Genomic DNA, 14,157 nt, shown 5'->3' with positions numbered 1-14,157 from the left:
CAAACGGTCGAATGCCTCGAGCCGGTCCAGCCGACGCGCAGGAGGTCAGGCTGCCTTGGTCTTCGCCCGCTTGGCGAGATGGGCAACCACGTTCTCGATCATCCGCATGCCGGCGTCGCCGCCGAGCGTCATGATCGATTCCGGATGGAACTGCACGGCCGCCACCGGCTCCTTGCTGTGTTCGATGCCCATGATCGTACCATCTTCGCTTTCGGCCGTGATCACGAAATCGCGCGGCAGATTGGACGGATCGGCGAAAATCGAATGATAGCGCCCGACCGTCACCTCCTTGCCGAGGCCGGAGAAGACGATGCCGGGTTCGAGCACACGGATGCGCGAGGGCTTCCCATGCATCGGGATCGCCAGTTGACGAAGGTCGCCGCCATAGGCCTCCGCGAGCGCCTGCAGCCCCAGGCAGACGCCGAAGATCGGCAGGTCCCGCGCCCGCGCCTTCTTGATCGTCGCCTTGCAGTCGAAGTCCTTCGGGGTGCCGGGACCGGGCGAAAGCACGACGAGGTCCGGCTTGACCCGGTCGAAGATTTCCTCGGCCACCGGCGTGCGCACGGTGGTGACGGACGCGCCGGTCTGGCGGAAGTAGTTCGCCAGGGTATGGACGAAGCTGTCCTCGTGATCGACGAGCAGGATGCTGACTCCGGCGCCGACGGCGGCGACATCGCGCGCTGACTTGGCGCTGTTTGCGGATTTCGCGTCGCGGATGGCTGCAATCATGGCAGAGGCCTTCAGTTCGGTTTCGGCTTCTTCTTCTTCCGGATTGGAATCATAGAGGAGCGTCGCACCCGCCCTCACCTCGGCGATCCCGTCCTTGATGCGGATGGTACGCAAGGTCAGCCCGGTATTCATGTCGCCGTTGAAGCCGACCATGCCGATCGCGCCGCCATACCAGGCACGCGGGCTCTTCTCGTGGCTCTCGATGAAGCGCATGGCCCAGAGCTTCGGCGCGCCGGTAACGGTCACCGCCCAGGCGTGGCTGAGGAACCCGTCGAAGGCGTCCATATCGTCGCGCAGGCGCCCCTCGATGTGATCGACCGTGTGGATCAGCCGCGAATACATCTCGATCTGACGCCGGCCGATCACCTTGACCGAGCCCGGCACGCAGACCCGGCTCTTGTCGTTGCGGTCGACGTCCGAGCACATGGTGAGCTCGGACTCGTCCTTCTTCGAGTTCAAGAGCTTCAGGATCTGCTCGCTGTCGGCGATCGGATCGTCGCCGCGCTTGATCGTACCGGAGATCGGGCAGGTCTCGATGCGCCGGCCGGAAACGCGCACGAACATCTCCGGCGAAGCACCGACGAGATATTCCTGGTTGCCGAGATTGATGAAGAAGGAATAGGGCGACGGATTGATCGCCTTCAGCCGGTTGGAAATCTCGGACGGGCGGCTTTCGCAGCGCTCGTAGAATTTCTGCCCCGGCACCACCTCGAACAGATCGCCGCGACGGAAGCTTTCCTTCGCCTTGATGACGAGCTCGGCATATTCGCCCGGGCGGTGATCCCCGTGCGGCGGGATGCTGTCGACGCTGCGGAACGGCTCGGGAGCAATGTCCGCTGCCTTGCCCTCGGTCGAAAGGTTCTCCCTGGCGAAATCGTAGCGGTCGATCCAGGCCTTGGCCGCATAGTGATCGACCACAAGGATCTCGTCCGGCAGAAAGAGAACCATGTCGCGCTGGTCGTCCGGACGCGAAAGCTTCAGTTCGATCGCATCGAACTGGAAGGCGAGGTCGTAGCCGAAAGCGCCATAGAGGCCGAGGTTCGAGTCCTCCTCCGAGTGGAAGAGGTTCGTCACCGCGCGAAGAACCGTAAAGACCGTCGGCATCTTCGACCGCTCTTCCTCGGTGAAGACACGATCGGGCTCGTTGATGGTGAGGTCGAGGCGGCGGGCGGCAAGCGAGCCGAGCGTGATGTCGGCAACGGACTTCAGATCCTCGGCGATCAGCGCCAGCAGCACTTCGCCGCGTTCGTTATAGGCTTCGATCCAGAGCGAGCGACCGAAGGAGGAGATGGCAAGCGGCGGGTCGACCACCGCAGTGTCCCAGCGGGTATAGCGGCCGGGATATTCGTAGTTCGAGGAAAAGACCGCGCCGCGGCGTTCGTCCAGCCTGTCGACATAACCGGCGATCGCGTCGCTGTAGGATGCCTCGCGCCGCCTGCGGGTGACGACGATGCCACCCTTCGTGGTATAACTCTCCGCGCCGTCTTCCAGAATTACCGCTGCCATTCGTCTCGCTCCGTAAAAGCCCGGTCTTTCCACGCGGCCCGAATACGAAAAAAGCCGCCTCGAAATCTCCGGGCGGCTCCATCTCTCAATCACGCATGACTGGTCAAGGCCGCCTCAGCGAGCCCACCACCAGATCGAAATGTTCTGCGTGTTTGCCATGGGCGGAAGTGTTAGCGCGGCTTGCGATGGCGCGCAAGCGGGAAAAACCTCGGAGCTTATCAGGCTCTGTGAAAAAAGAAGGCGGCCACAGCGGCCGCCCCTCTCATCTGTTGTCGTTCGATCTTCAGAACCGCTGGGTCAGCGAAATCTTAAAGGTGCGACCCGGCTCCGAATAGTACTCGGCGGGCTGAATAAACGAGTCCTGCTGCGTGTTGATCGCGTCCCAATAGGTCTTGTCGAAGACGTTGTAGATGCCCGCGTTCACCCGGAGACCCGGCATCTGCTCCGGTTCCCACCAGCCGGTCACGTCGACGATACCGTAACCCGGCGCCTTGAAGTTGTTGGTCGACTTGTCGGAAACGTCCATCGCAGCCGTCAGAATGACATCGGTTCCCCAAGTCTCAGTGGCGTAGCCGACGCCGAGGACTCCCTTGAGCGGAGCAACGGAGCCAAGCACTTCGTCCGTGTCCAAATCCCGGCCATAGGCGAAGGCGAGCGCGGTGCGCACATGGATACCGTTGGTGAAGACCTTGTGGCCCGACACCTCGATCCCGTGAATGGAGACGTTGGCACGGTTTATCGCCTCGGTGATGCCGATCGGGTAGGTGCCGGTCGGATCGCGAGAAAAGCGTTCGTCAATGAAGTTCTTATAGCGGTTGTAGAATGCGCTGACTCGGCCGCCGAAGTCGTCGTCCCCGAGATTTGCGCCGATTTCAAACCCATGGCTCGTTTCGGGCTTGAGATCGGGATTGCCAATGCTCAGATAGCTGCCCGGCGCACCATAGTTCAGATATAGTTCTTCGGCGGTCGGCGGCCGGAAGGCCATTGCCCATTGCGCGAAAAGTTCGACGTCTTCCGTTGCCTGGTAAGTCGCAAGCAGCTTCGGCGACAGTGCCAGGTCGCTCTGCCCTGGCGGCAATCCGTCATAGTTGGGGTTGCGCATGTAGGCTGCGGTGTTTTCAGGCTCGTAGTCGTACCAGTCGAGGCGCAGACCCGGCGTCAGCGCGAAAGGTCCGTCACCGATGGAGATGCGATCCTGCAGGTAGATGCCGATCTTCCTGCTGTCGACGTCGGGGCTGTCCGACTGGTTTGTGTGCAGGAAGTTGCAGGAAGGACTCGGCGCCGTGTCGCAGCTATCCTCGCCCGAGGAATATTGGTGTAGCTTCCCGATGGCAAATTCGCCGCCGAGCGTAACTTTGTGCTGGAGGGAGCCAATGTCGAAGTACTTGTCGACGTAGCCGCTTGCGCCGAAGCTTTCATCCTCCGCCTCGTTGAGTCGGGAATAGTCGCCGATCACCGAGGTGCTGCGGAAGGCGTCGAGACCGTTTTCACGAAGCAGGCGCTGCCAATAGACCGTGGCCGAGGCACTGTCGAACCAGGCGTTGTCATCGGTGGCTTCGAATTCATAGTCCAGCGACAGACGCTCGCGCCGGGTGTTGTCCAGTTTGTCGTAGTCGCCCGGCCGGTAATTGCCGGTAAGGCTCTGGCCGGACAAGAAGTCGATATCCTTGTCGCGGTCGAAGCGCTCGGCCGTAAACCCGAAAGTATGGCCGCTGTCGGTATATTGCCGGACCTTGAACAGGAGATTGTTCTGGTCGTAGTCGGCGGGGTCGGCCTCCGTGCGCGTCGTGGAATAGCCGCCGACATCGCCGTTGCTTTCTTGCTCATTGCCCTTTTTATACCCGCCTTGGAAAAGGACCGCGGTGTTGTCGTAGCGCGCAGCTACGGCAGCGGACCCACCAAGGCTGTCGTCTTCGCCGTCATAGGCGAATTTAAAGATTCCACCCCAGGTCTTGCCTTCGCCGATGAGATCTTCCGGCTCAAGCGTGTTGAGAACCACCGCGCCACCCAGCGCGCCACCGCCAGCGCGGCTGGAATCGGCGCCGCGGACGATGTCGATCGTCGAAAGCGCAGAGAAATCGAAGCTGTCGATGCCGCCGTCGGCGTCACGCGCGCCATCATCGATGAAGGGGATGGAAATACCGTCAATAGTCGTGAGGACGCGCGGCCCTTCCAGGCCGCGTATATTGACGCTCCCGCTGGTCCGGTTGAAGTTCACGCCCGGCTCGAGGCTCCTGCCCAGATCCTCGAAGCTCGTAATCTGGTTGTTATCGAGCTCTTCCTCCGTCACTTGTTCCGCGAGCGGCGTATCGGCCACGCCTTGTTTCTCGCCTCCTTTGACAGAGAGCTTCTTCAATACCGTCACGCGCCCCTGCTTTTCGCCGGCTCCCGCTGGCCCTTCAGTGGATTGGGCGTAGGAAAATGTTGTTCCGGCTAGGGTGACGAATGCCGTGCAAGCCAAAAGCGCCAGGCGATGATGCCGGTTGAGCATGGACCAGTCCTTTGAAAGTGTTGGCCGGGCTTGCTGTTGAGCGGCGAACTCAAGGGCTGGCTGGGCAGTGCGGAATCGGGCAAGGCGATCTATTTGCGCCTTATTTTCGTCACATAAGAAAACATGAGTGTGATTGTCAATATAAATCTAGGGGTCCGATCTTCATCTCCATCGCCTGCGAACCGCCCTCGTCCTCAGTTTCAGCACAATTTGAAACAGGATCGTTCCTTCGTGCGTTTCGCCGACTGGGGCCGCAGAGAGATGGAGAGGACCTGCATGCGCCACGCCGGGATAATTTTGATCGTCGCGTTTCTCGTTTCGGGAGCAACGCTGCCCGAACGGGGTCCGATGCCTTTGGCGCGACCCTCGAGCGGCGATGATCAGCCGACGCCGACGCCCAAGCCCGCCACGCCGCCGGCGAATGGTGCCGATGCAGAGGAAAAGTCCAATGGTCGGACGGGGAATGATGCTCGCGCCGACGGGGATCTACCCCCGGGCTGGAAGGACGACGCCCTCGACGCCGTGCCGGTCCTGGCGATCGAAAAGGAAAACCCGCAGGAATATGCGTCCTGTCTCTCCGAACTCAAATCGCTCGGGAGCAGCTTTTCCGAAGTAGACCGCATCGACGACGGCAAGGGGTGCGGCATCGACAAGCCGATTGAGGTCCGCGCGATCCTGCCGGGCGTGACCCTGAAGCCCGAGGGAGTGATGCGCTGCGAAGCCGCGCTGGCGCTGGCCCGCTGGACCAAGGAAACGGCGGCCCCGGCCACGAGCAGCGCCTTCAGCCCCGAGACCCGCATTACCGCCTTGAACCAGGCCTCGACCTATGTCTGCCGCCTGAGGAACAATGCAGACACCGGGAAGATCTCCGAACATGCGCGCGGCAACGCGGTCGACATCGCCTCGTTCACTCTCAGCGACGGCAAGACCGTCGAGATCCAGCCCCGCGACGAGGACGGAACCCTTACCGGCGCATTCCAGCGGGCGGTCACGGCGTCGGCCTGCCTTTATTTCACGACCGTGCTCGATCCGGGCAGCGATGCGGCGCATGAAGACCACTTGCATCTGGATGTCATCGAGCGGAAAAACGGGTACCGCTATTGCCGTTGAGGGGGTGCGGCCGCCCCTCATCCGGCCTGCCGGCCACCTTCTCCCCGTTTTCACGGGGAGAAGGACACAAGCGGCGCCTCCTTCGTCCCCTCTCCCCGCCTGCGGCAGGGGAATCGCATTTAGCAAATAAGCGGTTGTTTTGTTGCGGCAAATCGATTCTTGGAGTTCTCCGCTGACTTGGAGGTCTCGATGAGTAGATTTGCCGCTTGCTTTGAAGATTTGCCCGATCCGCGCGGTCGCAATGCGCGCCATCCGTTGACGTCGATCCTGTTCATTGCCGTTGCGGCGATTGTCTGCGGTGCGGAAAGCTGTACCGATATGGCCGATTTCGGTGTCGCCAAGAAAAAATGGCTGAAGACAATCGTGCCGCTGCCCTATGGCATTCCCAGCCATGACACCTTCTCCACAGTCTTCCGCCATCTCGATCCGGATGCCTTTGACGCGGCCTTTCGCCGTCTCACGGCGAGCTTTGCGCAGGGTCTCGAAGGGGTGGTAGCGATCGATGGCAAGGCGGTGCGCGGTGCCTACCGGCGCGCCGCCAAGGCCACGCCACTCCACCTCGTCAATGTCTGGGCTGCCGGTCCCGGTCTGGTCATTGGCCAAAAGCTCGCGCCGGGCCGCAATGAGGTGCAAGGGGCTCTCGATGCGCTCGCGCTGCTGGCACTGGAGGGCTCTATCGTCACCGCCGATGCCCTGCATTGCCGGCCCGACACCGCCCGCGCCATCCTCGCTGCCGGCGGCGATTATGCTCTGGCACTGAAGGCCAACCAGCCCGGCCTCTTGGCCCAGGCGCTCGCCCGCATCGAGGACGCCGACCACGTCGAGAGCATCCAGATTGCAGCCGAGACTGCCCATGACCGCACCGAGACACGCCGTGCCAGCGTTGTGGCTGTCGACGATATCAACTTTCCGGGCCTGCAGGCCATCGGCTGCGTCGAGACCACAAGCCGTCATACCAACGGCCATTTGACCAGCCATGTCCGCTACTTCCTGCTCTCCACCACCATGTCGCCGAGCGCGCTGATCGAGGTTGTAAGAACCCATTGGCAAATCGAAAACAACCTGCATTTCCGCGAGGACGCCGCCAGAAACCGCAAGGACAACGGCCCGCAGAACATTGCGTTCTTGCGCAAGATCGCTCTCAACCTCTTGCGATCGCACCCCGACAAGGCCTCCATCCGCCGGAAAATTAAAAAGGCGGGCTGGGATGACGAATTCCTCACTTCTCTTATCGCTCATATGCGATAGCCCTGCCGCCTGCGGGGAGAGGGCTAGGGTGAGGGGCAGCCTGGGAGAGGAGCAGCCCAGCTCTAATCACCTCAGAACAACCCCTCAATATACCCCTGCTCGTTCAGCCGGATCCGCTCCGAAGAAGGCACCTTCGGCAGGCCGGGCATCGTCATGATCTCGCCGGTTATCACGACGATGAAGCCGGCGCCGGCGGCCAGCCGAACCTCGCGTATCGGCACGGCGTGGCCCGTCGGTGCTCCGCGCAGGTTCGGGTCGGTGGAGAAGGAATATTGGGTCTTCGCCATGCAGATCGGCAGATCGCCATAGCCCTGGTCTTCCCAGGTCCGGAGCTGTTCGCGCACCAGCTTGTCGGCGATCACCTCGCTTGCGTGATAGATGTCCTTGGCGATCGTCTCGATCTTCTGGAAGAGCGGCATCTCGTCGGGGTAGAGCGGCGAAAATTGCGAATGGCCGGCATTGGCGAGGTCCACGACCTTGTAAGCGAGCTCCTCGATGCCCGCCGAACCCTCGGCCCAGTGCTTGCACAGAACCGCCTCGGAACCGAGCGTTCTGACATAATCCTTGATCGCCCGGACCTCGGCCTCGGTATCGGAGGTGAAATGGTTGATCGCGACGAGCACCGGTACGCCGAACTTCTTGACGTTCTGGATGTGGCGGCCGAGATTGGCGCACCCCTTCCTGACCGCCTCGATGCTCTCTCTCCCGAGGTCTTCCCTCTTCACGCCGCCGTTCATCTTGATCGCGCGGACAGTCGCGACGATTACGGCGGCATCGGGCGTGAGCCCTGCCTTGCGGCACTTGATGTCGAAGAATTTCTCGGCGCCGAGATCGGCGCCGAAGCCGGCCTCGGTTACCACATAGTCGGCAAGCTTCAACGCCGTCGTGGTGGCCACGACCGAATTGCAGCCATGCGCGATATTGGCGAAGGGGCCGCCATGGACGAAGGCGGGGTTGTTCTCGAGCGTCTGCACCAGGTTCGGCTGCATCGCGTCCTTGAGCAGTACCGCCATCGCCCCGTCCGCCTTGATATCCCGGGCGAAGACCGGGCTCTTGTCACGACGGTACCCGATGATGATGTTGCCGAGCCGCTTTTCGAGATCCTTGATGTCCATAGCCAGGCACAGGATCGCCATGACTTCCGAGGCGACGGTGATGTCGAAGCCGGTCTCTCTTGGATAGCCGTTGGCGACGCCGCCGAGAGAGCCGACGATCTGGCGAAGCGCCCGGTCGTTCATGTCCATGACCCGCCGCCAGGCGATGCGGCGAATGTCGATCGCCTGCTCGTTGCCCCAATAGATATGATTGTCGATCAAGGCGGAGAGCAGATTATGCGCCGACGTGATCGCATGGAAATCGCCGGTGAAATGGAGATTGATGTCCTCCATCGGCACCACCTGGGCGTAACCGCCGCCCGCCGCCCCGCCCTTGATACCGAAGCAGGGACCGAGCGACGCCTCGCGGATGCAGACGATCGCCTTCTTGCCGATGCGGTTCAAGCCGTCGCCGAGGCCGACGGTCGTCGTCGTCTTGCCCTCGCCCGCCGGCGTCGGGTTGATCGCCGTCACCAGAATGAGCCGGCCGTTCCTTTTCTCGTTTTGCGCAGCGATGAATTCGGCGCTGACCTTGGCCTTGTCATGGCCGTAGGGAAGCAGATGCTCCGGCGGAATGCCGAGCTTCGCGCCGACCTCCATGATCGGCTGCTTGCGCGCGGCGCGCGCGATCTCGATGTCGGACTTTACCTCTCCCACGGCTTCCCCCCAGTTTGCCCCGCGCATCCCGCCTCCTCCGCGAGAATGCGCAAGTTCCGTTTCCTATCGCTTACGCTGACATGCCGCCCGTCAACGGGCAAGAATATCGCGCATCTCCACGAGGTTCGATCGAACCCGGAGGATGTAGAAGCCCATCGTCGCCAGGTGCGTCGGCATGATCCAGCCGTCCTCGCGTCCGTTCGAGATGATGAGCGGCTGGATCCTGAGCGCCGCGCGAAGCTGCTTCATCGTTTCGGTATAGATCGGCGCCAGGCCGCGTTGGGTGACGACATTCTCGAAATCGGCGCCGGCGGCCGAGAGAATGCCGTAATAGCCGTAGAGCTGGCCGAAGGCGAACCAGAAGCGGTCGTCCGCCCGCGTGTCGAACCAGCCGCCATTGTGGAACTCCGAACGTTCGCGGATGATCGCCGAGGTATTGCCGAGATCGTTCGCGACCCGGTCGAGGAATTCGACCATGTTGTCGGATCGGCCGTCGAAGATCGCTTCGCACTTGCCGAGCGAGACGTTGAACTTCCTGAGATCGCGCATAGCCGAGCGGTAGAAGCTCGGGGTCGGGGTTTTGGGGCCGAAGGGGTTCAGGCCGAAATACCAGGTTTCCTCGTCGAACTGGATGCTTCCGCGCGCGTTCTGGAGCTCGTTGTTGACCCCCGACGTGCCACGGACGCGCCCAAGCGAATCGACGAGTTCCACCGACGTGCGGCGCACCGCCTGGTTGACGCCGCGCTGGAAGGACGCCTTGTTGTCGAGCCAGGGCGTGTCGTCCCAGTCAATCCCGAAAAAGCCGAGCTTGTAGCCGAGCATCGACGATATCCAGGCATTTTGATTGACATTGAGGTCGATGAGGTCGGCCGCCACGTCGACGATGGCCGAAGTCTGGCAGACCGTCCCGGCCGGAAGCTGGGCCACGGCAAGGGCTTCGGTCGTACTGTCCGCACCGGAAGGAGCGACCGCGGCGGCCTGGTTTGCGTCAGCCGCCGAGCCTGACTGTCCCGTTGTTGCCCCCGGACCGCTGACGGGTGAACCGGCCGGCGTCCTGCGGTCGGCGAGCTTGTATCGGTCGACATAGTCCGGGTCGAAATTCGTCCAGGCTTGCGTCTGCCAGACAAAGTAGGCGTAGAAGAGCACGAGGCAGAGGAGGATCAGGCCGATCGGCCCCTTGATGATCCAGCTTCGTCCCCCATACCAGTTGCCGAGCGCGACGAACGGCCAGAGAAGCCACGCCACCGCCAATCCGATGCCACGGCCGATCGCCGTGAATACACGCTGGAAGAACGCAACGATCGGATCGAACATGTTTTATTCCTCTTTGAGACCGTAAAGCTTGTGACGGAAGGCGGCCTTGTCCTTGAGATATGTGCCGGTCAGTGTCGCAACAACATATTCGCGGAACTTTTCGCTGTAGCCCTCATAGGCTTTGTAGAAGCCTTGCTTGTCGAACACGAAGCGCGAGACGAAATCGCGCGGGACGAGTTCGGAGATCAGGCGGTTGACGAGCCATTGATCCGGATGCTGCGGGGCGGCCCGGACGAGCAGGAACCGGTTCTCCGCGGCGACGTCCTGCATCCTGACCGTGCCCGTCGCGGCGATCGCCCGCGCCATTTCCTGAAGGAAGGGGTAAATCCCGTCGCGCGCCACGAGCGCCGCATTGCGGTGGATCCAGGTCTGCAGCCATATCCGGTCGACATTCATCAGGTCTGCATTCGGGTCGGCGGCGTCGACGAGCCCGCGGATCACCATGTCCGCGCGATGCTGGAACAGGCCGGACTCCTGCACCCAGGATGCCTGCGGCAATTGCAGCCGGTTGGTCGTCGCCAGAAAGTCATAGATGCGGGCGTGGTCGGTTATGGCGATGTAGCTCACCTGCCAGGGCCGCGACCGGCGGAAACCGGGCACCGAGGGGTCGCAGATGACAGTCGTCGTCTTCTCGTCAAGAAAGACGTAGACGCCGCCGAAGTGATTGGCCCAGAAGGCCTCATGGCGGAAGACGAGTTCGTCCGGCACGAGCACGTTCTGCCTTATGTCGCCGGTCGTCCTGGCGAGTTCGACCATCCGATCGAGCATCGCGTCGTCCGCCCAGGCGTTCGGCACCTTTTTCAGCCGGTCCACGAGCTCGCGCAGTTCGGTCGCCTTGCCGAGCATGTCCTCGGCCGAAAGCACCCGAAAGCGGACTTCATTGATGGAAAGCAGATCGTCAATGTCCTCGACGACCGAGACCGAATCCTCGATCTCGCCGTAGAGCGCATCCTTGATGGTGATCGCGTTGATCGCGCGGCCATTGGCGTTGAAGAATTCGTGCATCAGTGCCGCAGTGTTGGAGAAGCTCGTGTGCACGACCGGCAGCTCCGCCTGCGCCGGCGTCAGGATGATGAAGCGCCGGTTGACCCGGTTCGGATCCAGATAGTCGCGGTCGCCGATTTCCTCGGCGATTTCGGGAGAGAAGCCGGTCATGTCGATGCTGAACCGCTGAAGAGCCGTCGGTTTCAGCCCGAAGCCTTTGAGAGCCTTGTTGTAGCGCGCGACGAGATGCGGCTCGGAAATGTCAAGCAGCCGTCCATAGATGAGCTCCGCTTCCAAAAGGCGCTTCATGCGGCCATGCTCCTCAGCGTTCTGCCCCTCACCCTAACCCTCTCCCCGCAAGCGGGGAGAGGGGACGAGATCCCATGGGCGCGTTGTCGGGTGCGGTCGAACACAACGGCGTCCCCTCTCCTCGCGCGCGGGGAGAGGGTTAGGGTGAGGGGCAATAGGCTGAAGAGAGGGGCAGACCGAGACGCCAAGTTCAACACCGGACTCATCTCTTCTTCTCCCCCGGAATGAACGTCAAATCCGCACTCCTCACTTCCCGCACCAACCGCTTCTCGAGCACCGCCACGATCGTCTCCAGTACCGCGGCGCGGTCATTGAAGATGTCCGTATTCCAGAAGCGGAGCACACTCCATCCATTCATGACCATGAACTTGTCGCGCCTCGCATCGCCGCTGCCGATTTGATGCTGCCTGCCGTCGACCTCGACGACCAGCCTCTCATCACGGCAGGCGAAATCAGCAAAGTAAGGACCGATGGCGACCTGCCGGACGAACTTGAAGCCGTTTAGACGCCGGTCTCTCAGCTCCGACCAAAGGAGCGCTTCTGCATCGTTGTCGCTTTGCCGCAGACCTCTCGCGCGTTCTGTCTTGCGTTCGTTCGCTCCTCTCATTTCTTTTGGTCCGCCCTCTTGCCCCTCACCCTAGCCCTCTCCCCGCGCGCGGGGAGAGGGGACACCGTTGTGTTCAATCGCACCCGACAACGCGCCCATGGGATCTCGTCCCCTCTCCCCGCGCGCGGGGAGAGGGTTAGGGTGAGGGGCAGCCCCGAGGTGGAGGGCAAATGCCGCGAACACAACCGTCATCCCTGCCACCTGCCCTCGCGCTTCATCGTCTCGATCTCTCGGATCGCCCTCTCGCGCTGGCGCTCGCGGCGGATGATCTCGCCGACGGCCGCATCGTCGGATTTGTCGGTGTAGCGGAACTCGCTATCGGCATAGCGATTGATTTCCTGCAGCACCATGTCGATGGTGATCGGGCCTCGCAGTTCCTCGATCATCGCCTTCTTCTCGTCGTAGGGCCTATGCATGAACGAGCCGGCGTCCTTGAACCAGTCGTCGGGCAGTTCGACGTCCATGGCCCTCAGCTTGACGGCATCGGTGATGTTCCTGATCGCGCGCCCGGTGAAGCGGGGTTCCGCCTCCTTGATCATATGCAGATAGCCGCCGACATCGGCGAGCGTGGCGATCTTGCCCTTCTCCTTCTGATAGCGTTCCCAGACCGCGGCAAGCCCCTCCTCCTGCGGCTGCGCATGCGCGGCATAGGATTGCGAGACGGCGCGCTTGATCTCCTGACCGGCATAGAGATCATGCTCGCCGAGCGGGATCTGGTGGTTCTTGCCGACGAGCAGCGCGAAGATGTCGATATAGTCGTCCTCCGTCTGCGGCCCGTCGACCAGCCAGCGCGCGCCGGCGCGCTGGCGCAGCGCGTCGTCGACATTCTCCGGATAGTTGGAGAACATGCCGAAGGTGCAGTTGCCGCGCACCACCGTCGAGGCGCCGGCGAAGCTCTCCATCAGCACCGCCGTCACCTCGTGCTGACCGGCCGAGGCACGGTCGTCGGAGCGCTTTGCCGCCACCTGGTCGACATCGTCGATCGTGCCGAAGCCGATCGCCCGCGGGTTCACGACATTGTTGACGAATTCCTTGCAATTCTGCCCCGATTTGCCCTGATAGGAGGAAATCTGGTCGACGCCGAAATTCTCGTAATGGAAGGGATAACCGGCGATGCCGCAATATTCGTGCAGCATGCCGGCGAGCATCTGGATCAGGATCGTCTTGCCGGTGCCCGGCATGCCGTCGCCGATGAAGGTGAACAGAAAACCGCCGAGTTCGACGAAAGGGTTCATCTGCCGGTCGAAGTCGTAGGCCATCAGCATCTTGGCGAGCTTCAGCGCCTGGTACTTGGCGATGTGGTTGCCGATGATCTCCTCGGGCTTCTTGAAGGTCATCACCAGCGGCTTGCGCTTCTGCCCGGGCGCGACGTCGAAACCGTTGAGCGTGAAATCGTCCTGGTCGAGCCGGATGTGCACGCTCTCGAAATTCTGCAGACCGGTGAAACGCGCCTTGCGCGCAATCAGCCCCTCGATCGCGATGCGGGAAAAGGCCCGGGCCCGTGCGACCAGCGCGAGCTCGTCCGGCGCACCGGCAATGCTGCGGTCGAGACCGGCAACCATGGTTTTCAGCGCATCCTGCGGCGTGTCGAAAAGGAAATCCGGCTCTGCGGCATCGTCCACCGGCTCGCCCTCTCCCTGCAGCGTCGCGCCGAGATAGGCGGCAAGCGTGAAGGCGGCGATATAGGCCGAAGCAGAGAGCAGCGCTTTGAAATGAGCCGCATCCTCGCCGGTCAGCGGCGCGGTGGCGTTACGCGCCTGCAATTGTTCAAGGTTGGTCTGCCGCGCGAAGACATCGGCAACGGCCATCGCCACCTGGATACCGCGGCGGGTGCGATAGAGTACCGAATGCTGCGCCGGCGACAGGAGCGGATCGGCGCTGCGAACCGCCTGGATGGTGCGTGCGAGTTCGACCTCGCGGCTGCGGCGCTGACCGCCGGTCGAGACCGTCGAGACGAAACGGCGCCCCGTTCCTGCCAGCGGTGTGGCGGCGGCGCCATCGTCCCGCTCGACAATGGCAAGCTTGGTGACCAGGCTCTGCGCCACCGCCTGATGTCTGGCGATCTCGTCCTCATGCAGCGTCGTCAGCCCTGTGTTCAATGCCATGGC

At 62.2% G+C, this 14,157-nt stretch carries 10 protein-coding genes; 2 read left to right on the top strand and 8 right to left on the bottom strand.

Annotated features, from left to right (window positions below; translation table 11 throughout):
- Positions 1 to 45 precede the first annotated feature (45 nt).
- The 3 genes from M1D43_RS01075 to M1D43_RS01065 form a co-directional block, all read right to left on the bottom strand.
- Positions 46 to 2,235: an anthranilate synthase gene (locus tag M1D43_RS01075; protein WP_153313318.1), complete on the bottom strand. Its 2,190-nt coding sequence runs from the start codon at positions 2,233 to 2,235 to the stop codon at positions 46 to 48.
- Between the two features lie 114 nt (positions 2,236 to 2,349).
- Entirely contained in the window at positions 2,350 to 2,394 is a 45-nt protein-coding gene (trpLE, locus tag M1D43_RS01070; RefSeq protein ID WP_178385068.1) for a trpE operon leader peptide TrpLE, read from the bottom strand.
- A 124-nt stretch (positions 2,395 to 2,518) separates the two neighbouring features.
- Positions 2,519 to 4,726 (bottom strand): TonB-dependent hemoglobin/transferrin/lactoferrin family receptor, encoded by a 2,208-nt coding sequence (locus tag M1D43_RS01065; protein ID WP_153313317.1) that lies wholly within the window; start codon positions 4,724 to 4,726, stop codon positions 2,519 to 2,521.
- A gap of 276 nt (positions 4,727 to 5,002) precedes the next feature.
- On the opposite strand from M1D43_RS01065, the gene M1D43_RS01060 reads away from it, so the two are divergent.
- Together M1D43_RS01060 and M1D43_RS01055 are read left to right on the top strand one after the other, a co-directional pair.
- Positions 5,003 to 5,836: an extensin-like domain-containing protein gene (locus M1D43_RS01060; protein ID WP_192923406.1), complete on the top strand. Its 834-nt coding sequence runs from the start codon at positions 5,003 to 5,005 to the stop codon at positions 5,834 to 5,836.
- A gap of 189 nt (positions 5,837 to 6,025) precedes the next feature.
- Positions 6,026 to 7,084 (top strand): ISAs1 family transposase, encoded by a 1,059-nt coding sequence (locus M1D43_RS01055; RefSeq protein ID WP_153313328.1) that lies wholly within the window; start codon positions 6,026 to 6,028, stop codon positions 7,082 to 7,084.
- Positions 7,085 to 7,155: 71 nt separating this feature from the next.
- Here the strand turns inward: M1D43_RS01055 and M1D43_RS01050 are convergent, their stop codons facing one another.
- The 5 genes from M1D43_RS01050 to M1D43_RS01030 form a co-directional block, all read right to left on the bottom strand.
- Entirely contained in the window at positions 7,156 to 8,862 is a 1,707-nt protein-coding gene (locus M1D43_RS01050; protein ID WP_153313315.1) for a formate--tetrahydrofolate ligase, read from the bottom strand.
- Between the two features lie 63 nt (positions 8,863 to 8,925).
- Positions 8,926 to 10,149 (bottom strand): DUF2333 family protein, encoded by a 1,224-nt coding sequence (locus M1D43_RS01045; RefSeq protein WP_153313314.1) that lies wholly within the window; start codon positions 10,147 to 10,149, stop codon positions 8,926 to 8,928.
- A 3-nt stretch (positions 10,150 to 10,152) separates the two neighbouring features.
- A complete protein-coding gene (locus tag M1D43_RS01040) occupies positions 10,153 to 11,442 on the bottom strand; it encodes a DUF6638 family protein (protein WP_153313313.1) in 1,290 nt (429 codons plus the stop codon).
- Positions 11,443 to 11,644: 202 nt separating this feature from the next.
- The gene (locus tag M1D43_RS01035; protein ID WP_153313312.1) at positions 11,645 to 12,049 is read right to left on the bottom strand and encodes an endonuclease domain-containing protein; all 405 of its coding nucleotides are present in this window, start codon (positions 12,047 to 12,049) and stop codon (positions 11,645 to 11,647) included.
- Positions 12,050 to 12,237: 188 nt separating this feature from the next.
- A complete protein-coding gene (locus M1D43_RS01030) occupies positions 12,238 to 14,154 on the bottom strand; it encodes an AAA family ATPase (RefSeq protein WP_153313311.1) in 1,917 nt (638 codons plus the stop codon).
- Positions 14,155 to 14,157: the final 3 nt, after the last annotated feature.

The sequence above is a fragment of the Ensifer sp. R1-3 genome (assembly GCF_056739175.1).
Note: the sequence above shows the minus strand (reverse complement) of the source record. Positions and strands in the feature narration are given on the sequence as shown.